Origin of the sequence: Candidatus Competibacter phosphatis, assembly GCF_012939995.1 — a bacterium.
GTDB classification, from domain to species: domain Bacteria; phylum Pseudomonadota; class Gammaproteobacteria; order Competibacterales; family Competibacteraceae; genus Competibacter; species Competibacter phosphatis.
On record NZ_SPMZ01000038.1, the window covers coordinates 1 to 16,754 of the forward strand.

Consider the following 16,754-nt stretch of genomic DNA (forward strand, 5'->3'; position numbering starts at 1 on the left):
CGCCGCCGACCGCCGGGAGGCCGCTCGCGCCGAAGAAGCCCGCCGTCAAGCCCAGGCTCAGGCTCAGGCTCAGGCTCAGGCTCAGGCCAAGGCTGCCCGAGCCAAACCGCCCACCGCCCCGCCCCAAATCGAGCTGGTCGCCAAATCTCGAGCCCCGGCGGCGACTTCGAGCCCGCCAACCCCGCCAGCCAGCAGCGGTACCGTGGTAGCCAGTTTCGCGTTGCAGGACAATGCCTATGTTGTGCGCGACCGCTACCGGAGCCGCAATATCCGAGCGGCGGTCGAACAGACCACGGCCAACGGCCGGCCGCTGTACCTGGTGCGCATCTGGCGTTGAATCCCGTCGATCGCCGCCACGTTTCAGCCCACGCGCGTTTTTGCTAAGATGCAAGTCCCTGAGGCCGTAAGCGACCCTCCCCTCATGACCCATGCGCACGAATGTTCCGGAGCGGGATACCGCAACCCATGAACTGGGCGGATTACCTGATCATCGCCATCATCACCCTTTCCATGCTGGTCGGATTTTGGCGCGGCCTGTTGCGCGAAGTAATCTCGCTGGCCACCTGGATCGCCGCCTTCGCCATCTCCTTCCTGTTCGCCGAACAAGCCGCCACGCATCTTACGCCCTACCTGGATGTACCGTCGCTGCGCGCCGCGGCCGCCTTTGGTGGCCTGTTCCTCATCACGCTGCTGATCGGCGGGCTGATCGGCATCCTCGCGTCCTACCTGGTCCACTATACCGGACTGACCGGCACTGACCGGGTCTTGGGCATGAGCTTCGGTCTGGCGCGAGGCGCGGCCGTCGTCACCGTGCTGGTATTGGCGGCGGGATTGACGCCGCTACCCAAGGATCCCTGGTGGCAACAATCGCTGCTGCTACGTCACTTCCAGGAAACCGCCCTCTGGTTGCGGGATTTCCTGCCGCCGGAGCTGGCCCAGAATTTTCGCTTTCCCGAAATCGTTCCCAAATGACGGCGGTAGCCGTCCAGCACGCGCGGGTGGTGACAGATGTGCGGAATTATCGGTATCGCGGGACGTAGCCCGGTCAACCAAAGCCTGTTCGACGGCCTCACCGTATTGCAGCATCGTGGCCAGGATGCGGCGGGCATCGTCACCTGCGACCTCGGCCGCTTGTTCCTGCGCAAGGACAACGGCCTGATCCGCGATGTGGTCCGCACCCGCCACATGCGCAACCTACCCGGCAATATCGGGATCGGCCATGTCCGCTATCCAACCGCCGGCAGTTCCGATTCCGCCGAGGCACAACCGTTCTACGTCAACTCGCCGTTCGGTATCACCTTGGCCCATAACGGCAACCTGACCAACGCCATCCAGCTCAAGGACGAATTGTTCCGCTCCGACCTGCGCCACATCAACACCAATTCCGACTCGGAAATCCTGCTCAACGTATTCGCCCACGAATTGCAGCAGCGCAGCAAGCTGTCGATCGATGCCGAGGATATCTTCGCGGCGGTGGCGGCGGTGCACCGGCGGGTGCGGGGCGCCTACGCCGCCGTGGCGCTGATCGTCGGCTTCGGCCTGGTGGCCTTCCGCGACCCCTACGGTATCCGGCCGCTGGTGTTCGGCCGGCGCGAGACCGAGGATGGCATGGAGTACATGGTCGCCTCCGAAAGCGTGGCGCTGGACGCGCTGGATTTTCAGCGCATCCGCGACGTGGCGCCGGGCGAGGCGGTGCTGTTCGACCTCGATGGGCGCATGCACGCTCGCCAGTGCGCTGACCACCCAAGCTATTCCCCCTGCATCTTCGAATTCGTCTACCTGGCCCGACCCGACTCGATCATGGATCAGGTCTCGGTGCATAAGGCCCGGCTGCGGATGGGCGAATACTTGGCCGAAAAAATCCTGCGGGTCTGGCCGGATCAAGATATCGACGTAGTGATTCCGATTCCCGACACCAGCCGCACCGCCGCCCTGCAAATGGCTTCGATCCTGGGCATCAAGTATCGGGAAGGCTTCATCAAGAACCGTTACATCGCCCGCACCTTCATCATGCCCGGCCAGAAAATCCGCAAGAAATCGGTGCGGCAGAAGCTGAACGCGATCGACCTGGAATTTCGCGGCAAGAACGTGCTGCTGGTGGACGATTCCATCGTCCGCGGCACCACCTCCGAACAGATTATCTGCATGGCTCGGGAGGCCGGCGCCCGCAAGGTGTATTTCGCCTCAGCGGCGCCGCCGGTGCGCTATCCCAACGTCTATGGCATCGACATGCCGGCCGCTTACGAGCTGATCGCCCATGGTCGTTCCGAAGAAGAAGTAGCGCGCGCCATCGGCGCCGATCATCTGATTTTTCAGGATTTGTCCGACCTGGAAGAAGCAGTGCGGCGCGGCAACCGCGCGCTCAAGGCTTTCGACGCTTCCTGCTTTACCGGCGAGTACGTGACCGGCGACATCGATCGGGCCTATCTGGATTGTCTGGCCCGCGAGCGTTCCGACAGCGTCAAGGCCACCCATGAAGCCGCCGAAAATGCTTTCATCGACCTGCACAACGATGCCTGAGCACGGCGCTCGGTATTTTTGACAGCAGGGCGCTGACCTTCTAAGCTTGCTTTCCAGCGCCGATTTGAATGTTCAGCTTGCGGGCGCTTAACAAATTTCGCTAAAGCGGGTTGAACCTGCCTGGGTCTCCCACCGCGCGGGTTTTTTCATGCCCGCGCGCCGCCGGCGGCGCCAGGACACTCCGCAGCGACTTTGCAACCCCTATTTACCGCGGAGATGTTTGGACATGCCCATCGACGATATTCCCGAACTCGGTTTCGCCAGCCTGGCGGTGCGCGCCGGCCAGCAGCGTACCTTCGAAGGCGAACACGCCGAACCGATTTTCGCCACTTCCAGTTTCGTGTTCGCCAATGCCGCCGAAGCCGCCGCCCGCTTCAGCGGCACGGTCGCGGGCAACATCTACTCCCGCTTCACCAACCCAACCGTGCGCGTGTTCCAGGAGCGGCTGGCAGCGCTGGAAGGCGGCGAAACCTGCATCGCCACCTCGTCGGGGATGGCGGCGATCCTGGCGACCTGCATGGCGCTGCTGAAGAGCGGCGACCACATCGTCTCGGCCAACAGCATTTTCGGCAGTACGATTTCGCTGTTCACCAACTACCTGAGCAAGTTCGGCATCGCCACCAGCTACGTCCCCTTGTCCAATCTCGCCGCCTGGGAAGCCGCGATCCGCCCGGAAACCCGGTTGTTCTACCTGGAAACCCCGTCCAATCCGCTGATGGAGTTGGCCGATATCCGAGCGCTGGCCGATCTCGCCCACGCGCACGGCTGCCTGCTGGTGGTGGACAATTGTTTCTGTACCCCCGCCCTGCAACAACCCTTCCCACTGGGCGCCGATCTGGTCATTCATTCCGCCACCAAGTATCTGGACGGTCAAGGCCGTTGCGTCGGTGGCGCCGTGGTGGGCGACCGGCAGCGAGTCGGTGTCGATATTTACGGATTCCTGCGCACCGCCGGTCCCACTCTGAGCCCGTTCAACGCCTGGGTATTCCTCAAGGGATTGGAAACCTTGTCTCTGCGGATGCGCGCCCACAGCGAGAGCGCGCTGCACTTGGCCCGCTGGCTGGAGGCTCAACCGGCGGTGGAGCGGGTTTATTATCCCGGCCTGCCCTCGCACCCGCAGCACGAACTGGCAAAGCGACAACAGAGCGGCTTTGGCGGCATCGTTTCCTTCGAACTGCACGGCGGTCGAGAAGCCGCTTGGGCGCTGATCGACGCCACCCAGATGATCTCCATCACCGCCAACCTGGGCGATGCCAAAACCACCATCACCCATCCCGCCACCACCACTCACGGCCGACTGACTCCGCAAGAGCGTGAAACCGCCGGTATTTGCGAGGGGCTGGTGCGCATTTCGGTGGGCCTGGAGACGGTCGCGGACATCCAGCGCGATCTGGAACGCGGCTTCCAGCGTATCGCCTCTCACTCCGATCTCTCCGCCACTAGGGGAGAAACGACCGATCGATGATCAAAGCCATCACTTTCGATCTGGACGACACGCTCTGGGATATCTGGCCGGTGGTCGAACGCGCCGAGCAGTTGCTGCACGACTGGCTGGCGGCGCGCTACCCGCGCATGGCCGAGCAATTCACTCCGCTGGAGCTGCGGGACTTATCGGCCGAGGTGATCGCCGCTCGTCCGAACATGGCCCATGACCGCACCTGGTTGCGCAAGGCGGCCTTGAATCTGGCGGCGCGGCGGGTCGGTTATCGGGAGTTCGACGTGGACAGCGCGTTCGAAGTGTTCTTCATTGCCCGCAACGCGGTGGAGCCGTTCGCGGACGTACGGCCGACCCTGGAGCGGCTGGCCCGACGCTATACGCTGGCCTCCCTATCCAACGGCAACGCCGATCTGCGCTTGATCGGCTTGCATGACGTCTTTGCCTTCTCGCTCAACGCCATCGATGTGGGCGCGGCCAAACCGGAACCGTTGATGTTCGAACTGGCCCGCCAACGGCTGGCGGCACAACCCGAGCAGATCGTCCATGTCGGCGATGACCCGGAACACGATGTCTTCGGCGCGACGCAAGCCGGTTTCCGCACGGTCTGGGTCAATCGCATCCATCGGGAATGGCCCGGTGGTCCGCGAGCGGAAGCGGAAATCGGCCATCTGGCGGAACTGGAAAGCGTATTGACGATGTGGGAGAGCGCCGCTCCCTAAAACCGCGCCAGCGTCGGTCTACCAGGGAATCGGCTGACCGTCGCGGAAGAAACCGCCGCTCGGCCCATCGTCCGGTAGGGTGGCGGCCCAGACGATGCCGGTGGCACCCTCCTCCACCGTCCGTTCGGCATTGGGGCCACCCATTTCGGTGCGCACCCAACCCGGACAGACCGAATTGACCAGAATGTTATGACCCTGGGTCTCGGCCGCCAGGATGCGCGTCAGCGCGTTCAACGCGGTCTTGGAAATCCGGTAGGCCGGCGATTTGCCTTCCATCTCGCTCAATTGCCCCATCCCGCTGGAGATATTGACGATACGGCCATGATGTTGCTGCTTCATCAGCGGCACCAATTCCTGAGCCAGGAGCAATGGGCCATACAGGTTGGTTCGCAGCGTCGCCGTCAAGGTGTCCAGGCTGGCATTGAATACACTGGCGCTGCCCGAATCCTCCGAACCGTGGCTATCGAGAAAAACCCCGGCATTATTGACCAGTACGTCCACTCGGCCGCATCGGCTGTGTATGAATGCGCCCAGTTCGGCGACGCTGTTTTCCGACGTGACGTCCAACGGCTGGAACAGCACGTCCAGCCCCTCGGCCAACAATTTCTCCAGGGCCATCTCGCCCTTGCCCGCATTGCGGCTGGTGAGCAGCACGCGGAAGCCGCGCCGGGCCAGTTGTCGGGCCGTTTCCAGACCCAGTCCGCGGTTGGCGCCCGTCACCACCGCTACGGGCAAGGCGTTTTTTATCGGTTAACATGTGATCCGCTCTCCAATTCAGCCCTGTCTGTTGTCAAAAAAAATACGGATTGTTGTAAATCTTAACAGCATCCCTCCTGCAAGAAAAACAAAACCCTATCGGATCAACCGCTGGGCTGGCCCGAAGAAGCCGCCGCAGCTTTTGCGACGCAACAAAAAAAGGGCGCGATACCCGCGCCCTTTGTCCAACTTCCGCAGAAACTCAAGTATTGATTTTGTGCAGGGCGCGGCCATGGACGGACAGCGCTGCCTCGTGCATCGCCTCGTACAGGGTTGGATGGCCATGGATGGTCCGGGCCAGATCCTCGCTGCTGGCATTGAATTCCATCGCCAGCACCGTTTCCTGGATCAACTCGGAGGCGTAGGGACCGATGATATGGCAGCCCAGCAGCGCATCGGTTTCCGCATGGGCCAGCATCTTGACCATGCCGACGGCGGCATCCATTGCCTTGGCGCGGCCGTTGGCGCTGAACGGAAACGTACCGATTTTATAGGGGATGCCTTCGGTCTTGAGCGCCTGCTCGGTCTTGCCGACCCAGGCAATCTCTGGATCGGTGTAGATCACCCAGGGAATGGCGTCGTAGTTCAGGTGGCCGTGCTGGCCGGCGATGATCTCGGCCACCATGACGCCTTCTTCCGAACCCTTATGGGCCAGCATCGGCCCGCGCACCACGTCGCCGATGGCGTAGACGCCCGGCAGGTTGGTCTCGCAGTGCTCGTCGACATGGATGAAACCCCGCTCGCCGAACAGCAGATCCGACTCGGGGGCGGCGACATCGTCGGTATTCGGTCGCCGGCCCACCGATACCAGCAGTTTCTCGAACACGATCTCATGGTCACCGTCCTTGTCCTTGAAATGGACCTTGACGCCGTCTCCGGTCTTCTCGGTGGCGATGACACGGGTCCCGAGCCGGATATCCAGACCTTGCTTCTTGAATTGACGCAGCGCGTCACGGGCGATCTGCTGGTCGGCCAAGGCCAGAAAATCCTCGACCGCTTCCAGCATGACGACCTTGGCGCCCAGGCGGTTCCACACGCTACCCAGTTCCAGACCGATCACGCCGGCACCGATCACGCCCAGGGTTTCGGGTACCTGGCGGAAATCCAAGGCGCCGGTCGAATCCACGATGAGACCTTCGGCATTGTCCACCGGAGCGGCACCGATATCGATCGGCACGGAACCGGTGGCAATAATCACGTTGTCGGCGCTCACCACGTCGCTCGAACCGTCGCGGTGGGTGATTTCCACCTGCCGGTCGGCCAACAGCTTGCCGTGACCCTGCAACCATTCGACACCGTTGGCCTTGAACAAGGCGCCGATGCCATTGGTAAGTTGCAGCACGATGTCTTCCTTGCGCGCCATCATCCGGTCGAGATCCAGCTTGACCCCTTCGACATGGATACCGTGGCTATCGATACCTTCCTTGAGGTGATGGTACTGTTCGGAGGATTCGAGCAAGGTCTTGGACGGGATGCAGCCCACGTTCAGGCAGGTGCCGCCCAGAGCGGGATCGCCCTTGAAATTAATCCACTGCTCCACGCAGGCGGTCTCCAGACCGAGCTGCGCGCAGCGGATCGCCGCCACATAGCCGGCGGGACCGCCTCCGATGACGACCACATCGTAAGTCTTTGCCATTGCTTGTACCTATCAGCGAACAGGGAATTAAGGAAATCGGGAATGGAGGACAGGAAAAAAGGATGCGCCTAAGGCCACGCACCGACCTCGATTCCTGTCCTTCTCCCATGTCAGACGTTCAGGACCAGGCGGGCCGGGTCCTCGATGCACTCCTTGACGGTGACCAGGAAAGTCACGGCTTCGCGCCCGTCGATGATGCGGTGATCATAGGAGTGGGCCACGTACATCATCGGCCGAATCACGACTTGACCGTTCTCCGCCACCGGCCGATCCTTGGTGGCGTGCATGCCGAGAATGCCGCTCTGCGGCGGGTTGAGGATCGGCGTGGACATCAGCGAGCCGAACACACCGCCGTTGGTGATGGTGAAGGTGCCGCCGGTCATATCCTCGACGGTCAAGGTTCCCTCTTTCGCTTTCTGACCGAACTCGCCGATCGCCTTCTCGATATCGGCCAGGCTCATCTGGTCGGCGTCGCGCAGGATCGGCACCACCAGCCCGCGCGGCGAAGATACCGCGATGCCGATATCGTAGTAGCCGTGGTAAACGACATCGTTACCGTCGATCGAACCGTTTACCGCCGGATAGCGCTTGAGCGCTTCGATCACCGCCTTGACGAAGAAGCCCATGAAGCCCAAGCGGACATTGTGAGTCTTCTCGAACTGATCCTTGTAGCGGTTGCGCAGATCCATCACCGGCTTCATGTTGATTTCGTTGAACGTCGTCAACATGGCGGTGCTGTTCTTGGCCATCAGCAGTCGCTCGGCGATGCGGGCACGCAACCGGGTCATCGGCACGCGCTGTTCCAGGCGACCGAGGGTATCGGGCGGCAGCGGCGCGGCCGGCGCGGCAACCGGCGCGGCAACCGGCGCGGCAACCGGCGCGAGGGCGGGAGTCGAACGACCTTGCTGCTGCGCCTCGATGTAGGCCAGCACGTCGGCCTTGGTCACACGCCCGCCGCGCCCACTACCCGAAATCTTACTGACATCCAGGCCATTCTCGGCGGCCAGGCGACGCACCGCCGGGCTCAGACCTTCCAGGTCCACTGCCGCTGTGGCCGCGAGCGCCGGGGCGGCGGCGGGAGCGCTCGGCCGGAGCAGGGGCGGCGGGGGCTTCGGCCGCGGACTGGACAGCCCCTTCCTCCAGCATGGCGATCACGTCGCCGGTGGTCACGATGTCACCTTCCTGTCGTAGAATCTGCCCGAGCACACCGTCCGCCGGGGCGGGAATGTCCAGCACGACCTTATCGGTCTCCAGATCCACGAGGTTTTCGCCTCGCCGCACCGCTTGACCTGGCTGTTTCTTCCAGTTGACCAAAGTGCCGTCGGAGACGGATTCAGGAAGAGCGGGGACTTTCACTTCTATGGTCATTGTATTTGTTTCCCTTGAGTTCCGGGTTTTTTAGCCTAAGCCATGGTGGTTACTGGCCCAGGGCCTGATTGACGAGTGTTTGCTGCTGTTCGACATGGACGCTGTAGTAACCCACCGCCGGCGACGCCGAGGGTTCGCGACCAGCATAATGGAGCGTCTGGTGCGGCTGCACACCCCGCTCCAAGTGATGCAGGCTTTGATACCAGGCGCCTTGGTTCTTGGGCTCTTCCTGACACCAGACGATGTCGGTGACATTGGGATAACGCTCCAGTTGCTGACCGTAGAGCGCCTGCGGAAACGGATAGAGTTGCTCGATGCGGATGATGGCGACATGCTCCAGCTTCCGCTCGCGGCGCGCTTCCAGCAAATCGTAATAAACCTTGCCGCCGCAGAACACCAGCCGGGTAATCTGCTGAGGATCGTGCGGATCGATCTCGCCGATGATCTCCTGGAAACAACCCTCGGTCAGATCCTCCAGGCTGTTCACCGCCATTCGGTGCCGCAACAGGCTCTTGGGGCTCATCACGATCAGCGGCTTGCGAAACGGGCGCAGTATTTGCCGGCGCAACATGTGGAAACACTGGGCCGGCGTCGACGGCACCACCACCTGGATGTTGTTCTCGGCGCACAATTGCAGATAGCGCTCCAGCCGGGCCGAAGAGTGTTCGGGTCCTTGGCCTTCGAAACCATGCGGCAGCAGCATCACCAGCCCGCACAACCGGCCCCACTTGGTCTGACCGGAAGAGATGAACTGATCGATCACCACCTGCGCGCCGTTGGCGAAATCGCCGAACTGCCCTTCCCAGATCACCAATCCGTTGGGTTCGGCGGTGGTATAGCCGTATTCGAAACCCAGCACCGCTTCCTCGGACAGGATGGAATCGATCACGAAAAAGGTCGGCTGACCCGAATACAGGTTGGCCAACGGCGTGTAGCTGCTGCCATCCTTCTGGTTATGCAGGACCGAGTGGCGATGGAAAAAGGTGCCGCGACCGCAGTCCTGACCGGAAATGCGGACCTGATAGCCTTGCTTGAGCAAGGTGGCGTAGGCCAGATTTTCGGCGAAGCCCCAGTCCAGCGGCAGGGCGCCAGCGGCCATCTTGCGGCGGTCGTCCATGATCTTGGCCACGCGCGGGTGCATCTCGAACCCTTCGGGCACCTTCAGCAACTGCTCGGACAGTTCGCGGAGGGTCTCCAGCGGCACGGTGGTGTCGACCGGAAGGCTCCAATCCTCGTTCTTGAACGCCGACCAATCGACGGAATGCGGTCCCTTGACATGGGGCTGCGTCGGCCGCGACACCTGCTGGCCGGCGTCGAGATCGTCGCGGTACTTGGTCTGCATGTCGTGAAATTCAGCCTCGGCGATCACGCCTTCGGCAATCAATTTCTCGGCGTACAAGGTGGCCGTGGTTTTGCGCGCCCGGATCTTCTTGTACATCATCGGCTGGGTGGCGGCCGGCTCGTCGGCCTCGTTGTGACCGAGCCGGCGGTAGCAGATCATGTCGATGACCACATCCTTGTTGAAGGTCATCCGGTATTCGAGCGCCAACCGGGTAACGAACAGCACCGCCTCGGGATCGTCGCCGTTCACATGAAAGATCGGTGCCTGCACCATCTTGGCCACATCGGTGCAGTACAGCGCCGAGCGGGTATCCAGCGGATTGCTGGTGGTAAACCCGATCTGGTTGTTGACGACGATGTGCACGGTGCCGCCGGTACGGTAGCCGCGCACCTGCGAGAATTGGAGCGTTTCCATATTGACGCCCTGGCCGGCGAAAGCGGCGTCGCCGTGGATCAGCAATGGCATCACGGCATTCAGGGGCGGAAACTCCGCGCCGGGCGGGCGACGGCGCTCCATGCGGGCGCGCACCGAGCCTTCGACCACTGGATTGGCGATTTCCAGGTGCGAGGGGTTGAAAGCCAGCGCCAAATGCACCGTGCCGCCGGGCGTTTCGACATCCGAGGAGAACCCCATGTGGTACTTGACGTCGCCGGTGCTGCTCTCGGCCACGCGCCGCTTGCCTTCGAACTCCTCGAACAGCTCGCTGGGGGCCTTGCCGATGATGTTGACCAGTACGTTGAGGCGACCGCGATGGGCCATGCCGATCACGATCTCCCGCACACCTTGGGAGCCAGCCAATTGGATGATCTCGTCCATCATCGGAATCAGGCTTTCGCCGCCTTCCAGCGAGAAGCGCTTCTGGCCGACGTAGCGGGTGTGCAGGTAACGCTCCAGTCCCTCGGCGGCCACCAGCCAGCGCAACAATTCCCGACGCTGCCCGGCATCGAGATCGAGCCGGGCGCGCTGCCCCTCCAGCCGCTTCTGAATCCAGCGTTTCTCGGCGGTGTCGTTGATATGCATGTATTCGGAACCGATGGTACCGACATAGACATCGCGGATCAGGTCGAGAATCTCGCGCAGCGACCACTGCGAGGACGCCACCAGCGAGCCGGTATTGAACAACGAGTCCATATCGGCCTCGCTCAGACCGTGGTAGCCGGGATCCAGCTCCGGCACCGGCGGCCGGTCGCGCAGGCGCAGCGGGTCGAGATCGGCGGCTTTGTGGCCACGAGTGCGATAGGCGTTGATGATGCGCAACACCGAAGCCTGCTTTTCGGCGGCGACGGGACTGAAGGCCCGCGCGCGCCCCACGCCGGCTTGCGGCTGCAACGCCAGGTGAGCGAAAGAATCGCGGATCGGGCCGTGCGCGACGTCACGGGCGCCCTGGGTCTGCGACTGCAAGTTGCGGAAATACTGCCGCCAGTTTTCGCTGACCGATTCCGGATCGCTCAGAAAACTTTCGTACAGTTCCTCGATGAACGCCGCGTTACCACCGAACAGGGGTGAACTTTGGCGAAACTGCTCGATAAGTGTGCTCATTGATGGTCGTTAACTCCCGGGTATTGTAAGGACCCCAACAACATCCGATCGGGGCGGTTTTTCCTGGAGCGCAGTGGATGGACGGGCGGGCCGCGCGGTGCGTCCCCGCCGAGCCGTGGCGGCACTTTGGCCGTACCGGAAACAGGGAAGACGTCGGGCAGGACACCATCGCGTGCAACCGCGTCGGTTGTTCCAATCATTCTATTTCGGCCTCAACCATTTTCCTGGTCGGCCCGTCAATGATACAACCATACTCATGGCGGCGAACGACGGGATGCGCCGGGCGGAAAGCATGGTAATTATCCGGAGATGTGGGTGGTTTTAAGGGCAAGGCGATTATAACGATGGCACGGACGCGGATAAACCCGCAATTGCTTGTTCCAATTCATTCCTCGCCAACCCGATCGAATTCCGATCACCTCGCGCTCGGCGGCCGGCAATGGCCATTTCCGTCATAACTTTTGCCATGACAACAAGGCTGCTGTACATTTTCAAGCGATGGCATCGCGAGTCGCCGGTGCCAGCATCGTGGCGGAGATCGATAACGGCTGTTTCCGCCGCGCCGGTCTGGTTCCATTCAGGAGGGAATCGCGATGGTCGCTACCAATCCGATCGCGCAGGGAGCGCCCGTGTCCTACCAGCCCGCCGAAGGCGAGGCCTATATGGGCGACGCTCAACGGACTTACTTTCGCCAAGTTCTCCAAGACTGGAAACAAAGTCTGCTGGATGAGGTGAGCCGCACGGTCAACCACATGCGGGACGAGTCTTCCGCGTTTCCCGATCCCAACGACCGCGCCACTCAGGAAGAGGAATTCAGCCTGGAACTGCGCACCCGTGATCGGGAACGCAAACTGCTCAAGAAAATCAACGAAGCGCTGGCTCAGATCGAAAGCGGCGATTACGGCTATTGCGAGGCTTGCGGCGTGGAGATCGGGCTGCCACGCATGCAGGCTCGTCCGACCGCCACCTTGTGTATCGACTGCAAGATGCTGGAAGAAATCCGCGAGAAACAGGGTTAACCGCGCGACATCGCTCGGTTGGCCTCGCACTTCACTCATGCGGCGGTTGCTTGACGCAGGCTCCCAGTCGATAGGGAATGGCCCGGCGCGCGGCCGTTTCGCGCCGTCCCCGACCGGACCGCTCCATTTTGGCTCCCTGGTCGCCGCGCTCGCCAGTTTCCTGGAGGCGCGACGTTGCGGCGGAGAGTGGTTGTTGCGCATCGAAGACCTGGATACGCCCCGCAGCGTGCCGGGCGCCACCGATGCCATTCTGCACGCCCTGGACCGCCATGGTCTGCACTGGGACGGACCGGTGTGGTATCAGAGCCAGCGACGAGAGGGCTACGAGGCGGCACTGGAGCGATTGTCGCGAGCCGGACTGGCCTATCCCTGCACCTGCACCCGGCGGGAATTGGCCACCCTCTCCATCCACGCTAGCGATGGTGGTCCGATTTACCCCGGCCATTGCCGCGACGGCATCCGCCAACCGCGCCGCGCCGCCGCCATCCGCTTGCGTGTGACCGACACGCCGCTGGCGTTCCAAGACGCTGTGCAAGGCCCCTACGAGCAAGATCTGGAGCGGGAGGTGGGCGATTTCGTGATCCGTCGCGCCGATGGTCTGTTCGCCTACCAACTGGCGGTCGTGGTGGACGACGCAGCTCAGGGGATCACCCAGATCGTGCGCGGCGGCGACTTGCTGGATTCCACCCCGCGACAGATTTACCTGCAAACGCTGCTGGGCCTGCCCACGCCCACCTACGCCCACCTGCCGGTCGCCGTCGATCGGCGCGGCCACAAGCTCGGCAAGCAAACCGGAGCGGCACCGCTCGATCTCGACAAACCGGGATTGGCCCTCATGGCCGCGCTGCGTTTTCTCGGCCAAAACCCACCTTTCGAACTGGGCGGAGCGCCACCGGCGACAATTCTGGCTTGGGCATGCACCCACTGGCGACTGGAACGGGTGCCGCCGATACCGGCGCGCCGTTGGGACCCTCGGCGCGCTCGCGAACCCGCGCCGGATGGATTGACTCAGGCAATCGAGCTTCTAGACTTAGAGCGATAAAATCAAACGGCACCAGGCGTGGCGCTCGCCGACCTCCGCCCCCGCCGCTGATATCACAACCCCATCCCACCAAAGGAGCAACACGATAATGTCTGAAGCCAAGGTCTATCCAGTACCCGCCGAAGTCGCCGCGCACGCTTGGATCAACAACGATCAATACCTGGAAATGTACAAGCGCTCGGTCGACGATCCGGAAGGGTTCTGGGCGGAACAAGCCCAACAGTTTCTTTCCTGGTACAAGCCCTGGGATAAGGTGCTGGACTGGGATTTCACCAAGGGACATATTCGTTGGTTCGAGGGCGGCAAGCTCAACGTCAGCCATAACTGCCTGGATCGCCACCTGGCGACCCGCGGCGACCAAATCGCCGTCATCTGGGAGGGCGACAGCCCCAACGAAGACAAGAAGATCACCTACAAGCAACTGCACGAAGATGTCTGCAAGTTCGCCAATGCCCTGAAGGGCCTGGGCGTCAAGAAAGGCGATCGGGTCTGCATTTACATGCCGATGATTCCCGAAACCGCGGTCGCCATGCTGGCTTGCACCCGCATCGGCGCTGTCCATTCCATCGTGTTCGGCGGCTTCTCGCCGGATTCGCTGAAGGACCGCATCATCGACGCCGAATGCAATGTGGTCGTCACTTCCGACGAAGGTCTGCGCGGCGGACGCCAAGTGCCGATGAAAGCCAACGCGGACAAAGCGTTGCAGAGCACGCCCAGCGTCCAGAAGATGGTGGTGGTCAAGCGCACCGGCGGCAATATCTCCTGGGTCGAAGGCCGCGACGTGTGGTATCACGATGTGATGGCCACCGCGTCCGCCGACTGCCCCCCGGAGCAGATGGACGCCGAAGACCCGCTGTTCATCCTGTACACCTCCGGCTCCACCGGCAAGCCCAAGGGCGTGCTGCACACCACCGGCGGCTACCTGCTGCACGCCGCGGCCACCCACAAATATATCTTCGACTATCACGATGGTGACATCTACTGGTGCACCGCCGACGTGGGCTGGGTCACCGGCCATTCCTACATCGTCTACGGTCCCCTGGCCAACGGCGCCACCACCATCATGTTCGAAGGCATTCCGACCTTCCCGGATGCCGGTCGGTTCTGGCAGGTGGTCGACAAGCACCAGGTCAACATCTTTTACACCGCGCCGACCGCCATCCGCTCGCTGATGCGCGAGGGCGAAGGCCCGGTCAAGGCGACCTCGCGCAAATCGCTGCGCCTACTGGGTTCCGTGGGCGAGCCGATCAACCCCGAAGCCTGGGAGTGGTACTATCACAACGTCGGCGACAGCCGCTGCCCGATCGTCGACACCTGGTGGCAGACCGAAACCGGCGGCATCCTGATCACCCCGCTGCCGGGCGCCACCCCGCTGAAGCCCGGTTCCGCCACTCGGCCGTTCTTCGGCGTAACCCCAGCCCTGGTGGATGCCGAGGGTCAGTTCCTGGAAGGCGCCACCGACGGCAACCTGGTCATCACTCGGCCATGGCCGGGGATGATGCGCACCGTGTACGGCGATCACCCGCGGTTCATCGAAACCTATTTTTCGATGTACAAGGGTCTGTACTTCACCGGCGACGGCGCGCGCCGCGACGAGGACGGCTACTACTGGATCACTGGCCGGGTGGACGATGTCATCAACGTTTCCGGTCACCGCATGGGCACCGCCGAGGTCGAATCGGCGCTGGTGCTGCATCCGGCGGTCGCCGAAGCGGCGGTGGTCGGCTTCCCGCACGACATCAAGGGTCAGGGTATCTATGCCTACGTCACCCTCAAGATGGGCGTCGAACCGACCGAGGCGCTGCGCAAGGAACTGATCGCCCACGTCCGCAAGGAAATCGGTCCGATCGCCTCGCCGGACGCGCTCCAGTGGGCGCCCGGCCTGCCCAAGACCCGCTCCGGCAAGATCATGCGCCGCATTCTGCGCAAGATCGCCGCCAACGAAGTCGATGCGCTGGGCGATACCTCGACCCTGGCCGATCCGAACGTGGTCACCGATCTGGTCGATAACCGCGCGGTGAAGTAACGACCCGCTGGGATCACGACAACGATCCCGTAGTCACTCCGAACCCGGCCGTCTCGCCGAGACGGCCGGGTTTTTCCATGGGGCCGCGACGGCCTGGCGCACGCCCGTTTCGCTGATCCAGACATCGATCAGCTGCGCCGGGGTGATGTCAAAATACACATTGCGCACGCTGACACCGGGCCAGGCCGGCACTTCCAGTTCGGCGGACGCCATCTCCTCCAGTTCCGGCGGCGACTCATTTTCGGCGCGCTGTTTGAAACTCTCGCAGCAGACGTGGAAGGGCACGCCGCATTCGCGTGCCGCCAGCGCCAGCAAAGCAGTCCCCACCTTATTGATTGCCGAACCGTCGGCCAGCAGACTGTCGGCGCCGACCAGCACGCCATCGGCGCGGGCAACAAACAAGCCCATCTGGGCGTCGGTGATGTAAGTCGTCGGTACGTTCCAGGCCGAGAGCCGCTCCACCATCCGCCGTCCCTCGGTCAGTGGCCGCGATTCGGTGACGATCATTCGCAAGTCCTGGTTCCTGAGCAAGCGACAGGTTTCGAGCACCGTCGAGCTGAGACTGTGGGTCATCAAGGTACGACCGGGACCGAACCACCGGGCCGCGTGGGCGGCGCAGTCGGTCACGGCTTGGCGCGACAGGGCGATCAGCGCCGCCGCGTGCTCGGCGGCCAGCCGGCGGAGCAGCTCCAGATCCCCGTTGGCGGTACCGATCCGCTCTTGCCAACGCCGCAGCAGGTTGCCGATCGGTGCCATGCTTGGTCGGATTACCGCCAGTTCGGCGGCCAAGGTCAGTAAGCGTTGCCGAAATTCGTCACAATCGGCGGCCGGCAGCGTCTTCGCCGCCTCCGCCAGGATCGCCAGGCAACGGCGAGCCAGTTCGCTGGCGCCGTGGATGCGATCATCGCGAATTTCCACGATTTCACGGTTGAATTGCGGGTGGTTCATCGTTAAGAATTAAATGGATAATAAACGATCGCTGGTCGCTACCAGGATATGACAACGCCAGTCCCCGCCGGCGGCCCGCCCACTTCCCGATTTCAGCAGGAGACCGGTTATGAGCGATGTTGATCCCATCATCGGCAATTGGTACCGCAACGAAGACACCGGCAACGATTTCGAGGTCGTCGCCCTGGACGAAGACGCCCAGACGGTCGAAATTCAATACTTCGACGGCGAGTTGGAAGAGATGGATCTGGATGCCTGGTACGAGCTGCCGTTGGAGACCATCGAAGCGCCGGAAGACTGGTCCGGCCCCTACGATGAAATCGAGCCGGACGACCTGGGCTACGACAAGGACGAAGAGTTCAGCGACGAGAACGACCTGCTCGCCGACCGGGAAGACTGAG

General features: G+C 62.5%; 12 protein-coding genes, 2 pseudogenes and 1 riboswitch. Of the genes and pseudogenes, 9 read left to right on the forward strand and 5 right to left on the reverse strand.

The genetic code is table 11. From position 1 onward, the window contains the following. The 5 genes and pseudogenes from E4P82_RS13390 to E4P82_RS13410 form a co-directional block, all read left to right on the forward strand. Window positions 1-337 (forward strand): annotated as a pseudogene (locus E4P82_RS13390) (SPOR domain-containing protein); the annotation flags it as partial. A 128-nt stretch (window positions 338-465) separates the two neighbouring features. Further along, the gene (locus tag E4P82_RS13395; protein ID WP_169249358.1) at window positions 466-972 is read left to right on the forward strand and encodes a CvpA family protein; all 507 of its coding nucleotides are present in this window, start codon (window positions 466-468) and stop codon (window positions 970-972) included. Window positions 973-1,008: 36 nt separating this feature from the next. Next, window positions 1,009-2,520, forward strand: a complete 1,512-nt coding sequence (purF, locus tag E4P82_RS13400) for an amidophosphoribosyltransferase (RefSeq protein WP_169249359.1) — start codon at window positions 1,009-1,011, stop codon at window positions 2,518-2,520. Between the two features lie 46 nt (window positions 2,521-2,566). Further along, a riboswitch (SAM riboswitch) is annotated at window positions 2,567-2,641 on the forward strand. A 105-nt stretch (window positions 2,642-2,746) separates the two neighbouring features. Next, window positions 2,747-3,985, forward strand: coding sequence for an O-succinylhomoserine sulfhydrylase (locus tag E4P82_RS13405; RefSeq protein ID WP_169249360.1), 1,239 nt, complete (start codon window positions 2,747-2,749; stop codon window positions 3,983-3,985). Then, window positions 3,982-4,677, forward strand: coding sequence for an HAD family hydrolase (locus E4P82_RS13410; RefSeq protein ID WP_169249361.1), 696 nt, complete (start codon window positions 3,982-3,984; stop codon window positions 4,675-4,677). The genes E4P82_RS13405 and E4P82_RS13410 overlap by 4 nt, the downstream gene beginning before the upstream one ends. A gap of 18 nt (window positions 4,678-4,695) precedes the next feature. Here E4P82_RS13410 and E4P82_RS13415 read toward each other — a convergent pair whose 3' ends face one another. The 4 genes and pseudogenes from E4P82_RS13415 to E4P82_RS13430 all read right to left on the reverse strand — a co-directional run bounded on the left by E4P82_RS13415 (window position 4,696) and on the right by E4P82_RS13430 (window position 11,318). Next, window positions 4,696-5,412, reverse strand: coding sequence for an SDR family oxidoreductase (locus E4P82_RS13415; RefSeq protein ID WP_211203148.1), 717 nt, complete (start codon window positions 5,410-5,412; stop codon window positions 4,696-4,698). Between the two features lie 223 nt (window positions 5,413-5,635). After that, window positions 5,636-7,069 carry a dihydrolipoyl dehydrogenase gene (gene lpdA, locus E4P82_RS13420; protein WP_169249362.1) on the reverse strand — a complete coding sequence of 478 codons (1,434 nt, stop codon included), beginning with the start codon at window positions 7,067-7,069 and terminating at the stop codon, window positions 5,636-5,638. A gap of 110 nt (window positions 7,070-7,179) precedes the next feature. Continuing rightward, window positions 7,180-8,437: pseudogene (odhB, locus tag E4P82_RS13425) on the reverse strand (2-oxoglutarate dehydrogenase complex dihydrolipoyllysine-residue succinyltransferase). Window positions 8,438-8,486: 49 nt separating this feature from the next. Next, the gene (locus E4P82_RS13430) at window positions 8,487-11,318 is read right to left on the reverse strand and encodes a 2-oxoglutarate dehydrogenase E1 component (RefSeq protein WP_169249363.1); all 2,832 of its coding nucleotides are present in this window, start codon (window positions 11,316-11,318) and stop codon (window positions 8,487-8,489) included. 593 nt (window positions 11,319-11,911) lie between these two features. On the opposite strand from E4P82_RS13430, the gene dksA reads away from it, so the two are divergent. The 3 genes from dksA to acs all read left to right on the forward strand — a co-directional run bounded on the left by dksA (window position 11,912) and on the right by acs (window position 15,405). Further along, window positions 11,912-12,337, forward strand: coding sequence for an RNA polymerase-binding protein DksA (gene dksA / locus E4P82_RS13435; RefSeq protein ID WP_169249364.1), 426 nt, complete (start codon window positions 11,912-11,914; stop codon window positions 12,335-12,337). A gap of 37 nt (window positions 12,338-12,374) precedes the next feature. Beyond that, window positions 12,375-13,379, forward strand: coding sequence for a tRNA glutamyl-Q(34) synthetase GluQRS (gluQRS, locus tag E4P82_RS13440; RefSeq protein ID WP_169249365.1), 1,005 nt, complete (start codon window positions 12,375-12,377; stop codon window positions 13,377-13,379). A gap of 88 nt (window positions 13,380-13,467) precedes the next feature. Continuing rightward, complete coding sequence (gene acs / locus E4P82_RS13445; RefSeq protein ID WP_169249366.1) at window positions 13,468-15,405, forward strand: acetate--CoA ligase; 1,938 nt, start codon at window positions 13,468-13,470, stop codon at window positions 15,403-15,405. A gap of 33 nt (window positions 15,406-15,438) precedes the next feature. Here acs and E4P82_RS13450 read toward each other — a convergent pair whose 3' ends face one another. Next, window positions 15,439-16,353, reverse strand: a complete 915-nt coding sequence (locus E4P82_RS13450) for an eIF2B alpha/beta/delta subunit family protein (RefSeq protein ID WP_169249367.1) — start codon at window positions 16,351-16,353, stop codon at window positions 15,439-15,441. A gap of 109 nt (window positions 16,354-16,462) precedes the next feature. Between E4P82_RS13450 and E4P82_RS13455 the strand changes: the two genes are divergently transcribed. Continuing rightward, the gene (locus E4P82_RS13455; RefSeq protein ID WP_169249368.1) at window positions 16,463-16,753 is read left to right on the forward strand and encodes a DUF6763 family protein; all 291 of its coding nucleotides are present in this window, start codon (window positions 16,463-16,465) and stop codon (window positions 16,751-16,753) included. The last annotated feature ends 1 nt before the right edge of the window (window position 16,754 follow it).